General features: G+C 64.1%; 5 protein-coding genes. All 5 read left to right on the top strand.

Going from position 1 to position 2,562, the window contains the following annotated elements; translation table 11 throughout:
- Positions 1 to 326 (top strand): FCSD flavin-binding domain-containing protein (locus JWR89_RS00365; RefSeq protein WP_299710316.1); only part of this gene is annotated, 326 nt, incomplete at its 5' end.
- A gap of 19 nt (positions 327 to 345) precedes the next feature.
- The gene (gene soxX, locus JWR89_RS00360) at positions 346 to 771 is read left to right on the top strand and encodes a sulfur oxidation c-type cytochrome SoxX (protein ID WP_299710314.1); all 426 of its coding nucleotides are present in this window, start codon (positions 346 to 348) and stop codon (positions 769 to 771) included.
- A gap of 14 nt (positions 772 to 785) precedes the next feature.
- Positions 786 to 1,247, top strand: a complete 462-nt coding sequence (locus JWR89_RS00355; protein WP_299710312.1) for a SoxY-related AACIE arm protein — start codon at positions 786 to 788, stop codon at positions 1,245 to 1,247.
- Positions 1,247 to 1,537, top strand: coding sequence for a thiosulfate oxidation carrier complex protein SoxZ (gene soxZ / locus JWR89_RS00350; RefSeq protein WP_299710310.1), 291 nt, complete (start codon positions 1,247 to 1,249; stop codon positions 1,535 to 1,537). Before JWR89_RS00355 ends, soxZ begins: the two co-directional genes overlap by 1 nt.
- A 32-nt stretch (positions 1,538 to 1,569) precedes the next feature.
- A complete protein-coding gene (gene soxA, locus JWR89_RS00345) occupies positions 1,570 to 2,346 on the top strand; it encodes a sulfur oxidation c-type cytochrome SoxA (RefSeq protein ID WP_299710318.1) in 777 nt (258 codons plus the stop codon).
- Positions 2,347 to 2,562 lie beyond the last annotated feature (216 nt).

Genomic DNA, 2,562 nt, shown 5'->3' with positions numbered 1-2,562 from the left:
TCGGCGACGCCTGCATCGGCGGCGGCATGCAGAAATCGGCCTTCACCGCCAACGCTCAGGCCAAGGCCTGTGCGGCCGCGGTTGCAGCGCTGCTGGCCGGCGACGCGCCGGCCGCGCCAAAACTGATCAACACCTGTTATAGTCTGGTGGCGCCGGACTATGGCATTTCGATCGCCGGCGTGTACCAGCCGAAGAACGGCCTGTTGACCGACGTCGAAGGCGCCGGCGGCACCAGCCCGCTGGACGCGCCGCGCGAAATCCGCGCCCGCGAGGCAGACTATGCGCGGTCCTGGTATCAGACGATTACGGCGGAAGCCTTTGGTTAGGCGTCTGCACGCGATAGCTATGGCTGCTGCGACGCTCGCGATGTCGGGCGCTGCATGCTGCGACGAATTGTTGCCCTATGAGGTGGTCGACGATGCGATTCCGGCATCGTTGACCGGCGCCGCCGGCGACCCAGCGCGAGGACGCTCCATTGTCGTCAATCGGCAGTTCACTTGCCTGCTGTGCCACAGCGGACCTTTCGCCGAGCAGCGGTTCCAGGGTGACCTCGCCCCCAGTCTCGCCGGTAGCGGCGCGCGCTGGTCCGAAGCGCAGTTGCGGTTGCGACTGGTCGATGCCGCCCGCCTCAATGCGGCGACGATCATGCCGTCTTACTATAGGATCGACGGGCAGCAGCGCGTCGGCGACGCCTGGCGCGGCAAGCCGATCCTGTCGGCAGAGCAGATCGAGGACGTGGTTGCCTATCTCGCGACCCTACGCGAGCCATGAGAAGAGAATTCGCGATGCCCGAGCCTCATGCTACCCGCCGTCAGTTCTTGGTCGTCGCCAGCGCCGCCGCGCTGTTGGCGGTGCCGTGGCCGACGCTGGCCATGCCGGACGCGATGAAGGCGGCGATCCGCGACGTCGTCAAAGGCGCTGTTGTGAGGGTGGGCAAGGTGAAGTTTGACGTGCCGCCGCTGGTGGAGAACGGCAATACGGTGCCGGTCACGGTCTCGGTGACCAGCCCGATGACGGACGCTGACCACGTTGTCAGCATCCACATTTTCAATGAGAAGAATCCGCAGCCCAATGTCGGCAATTTCTATGTCGGCCCGCGTGCTGGCCGCGGGCAGGTCGCGACCCGTATCCGGCTCGCCGACACGCAGACGCTGACCGCGATCGCGAAACTGTCGGACGGCTCGTTCTGGTCGGCCACCGCCGATGTCGTCGTCACGCTCGCGGCCTGCACCGAGGAGGCAAGCTGATGGCTTCCGCGCTGATCAACGTTCCCGCCACGGCGAAGCACGGCGACATCGTTGAGATCAAGACTCTGATGTCGCACATCATGGAAACCGGTTTTCGCCACACCGAGACCGGTGCGGTGGTCCCGCGCAACATCATCACCGATTTCAGTTGCCGCTATAACGGCGTCGAGGTGTTTCGCGCCGAGTTGTTTCCCGCTTTCTCCGCCAATCCGTTTCTCGCCTTCTTCACGGTTGCGACCGAGAGCGGAACGCTTGAGTTTCGCTGGGCTGGGGACAACGGTTTTTCGTAAACAGCATCGGCAATCATCACGGTCTCATGACGATGTGGCGCATGATCGGCGTCGTGGGGCTGGTTGTGGCTTCCATTGCGCGGGGTGATGCGGCCGAGATTGCGCCGGACCAGCGGCGCTCCGGCTTGAGCTTCATGGCGCCTGAGACGCAGGCCATGCAAAGCGATGACACCGCCAATCCCGCCATGCTTGCTGTGCTGGATGGCGAAATGTTGTGGAAGCAGAAGGCCGGCGCGGCTAACCGCGCTTGTGCCGATTGCCACGGCGACGCGACGGCCAGCATGCACGGCGTGGCGGCCAATTATCCGGCGTATGATGACCTGCTGGCGCGGCCGGTCGATCTCGAACAACGCATAAACCTGTGTCGTGTGCGTCATCAGCAGGCATCGCCGCTCGCCGACGAAAGCCGCGAACTGAATGCGCTTGGGGCACTTGTCGCACGTCAGTCACGCGGCACGCCAATCGAGGCGGGCGGCGATGTCCGCCTCGCGCCATTTGTCGCGAACGGCAAGGGATTGTTTATGCGCCGGCAGGGCCAGTTGAACCTGGCCTGTGCGAACTGTCATGACGATAACTGGGACCGCCGTCTCGCGGGCTCGGCAATCACCCAAGCGCATCCGACCGGCTATCCGATCTACAGGCTGGAATGGCAGGGCATGGGCTCGCTGAAGCGACGCCTGCGCAGCTGCATGCTCGGCACGCGCGCAGCGCCCTATCAGGCCGACGATCCCGAAATGGTCGAACTTGAACTCTACTTGATGTCGCGCGCGCGAGGTATGTCGATCGAAGCGCCAGCCGTCCGGCCGTAACGCTGTGAAAGCGGCGACCGCTTCTGGCGCAAAGCGGTCGATCAATCATATTCGCGCTTCGTTGCGGACAAGATCGCGCCCCTGTTGCTCCAGCCAGTCGCAGAACACCGCGATATGCGGATCGCTGCGCCGGGCGTCCGGTAAATACGCAAAATAGCTGCGCGCCGACAGGCTGAGGTTGGGAAACGGCGTGATTAGTCGCCCGGCGGCGAGATC

It is taken from the genome of Tardiphaga sp., from assembly GCF_028290785.1.
Lineage (GTDB): Bacteria > Pseudomonadota > Alphaproteobacteria > Rhizobiales > Xanthobacteraceae > Tardiphaga.
Note: the sequence above shows the minus strand (reverse complement) of the source record. Positions and strands in the feature narration are given on the sequence as shown.

Excerpts from the sequence above, each read along its gene's own strand:
- soxX (WP_299710314.1), top strand. The coding sequence starts at position 346 with ATGGCTGCTGCGACGCTCGCGATGTCGGGCGCTGCATGCTGCGACGAA.
- JWR89_RS00355 (WP_299710312.1), top strand. The coding sequence starts at position 786 with ATGCCCGAGCCTCATGCTACCCGCCGTCAGTTCTTGGTCGTCGCCAGC.
- soxZ (WP_299710310.1), top strand. The coding sequence starts at position 1,247 with ATGGCTTCCGCGCTGATCAACGTTCCCGCCACGGCGAAGCACGGCGAC.
- soxA (WP_299710318.1), top strand. The coding sequence starts at position 1,570 with ATGTGGCGCATGATCGGCGTCGTGGGGCTGGTTGTGGCTTCCATTGCG.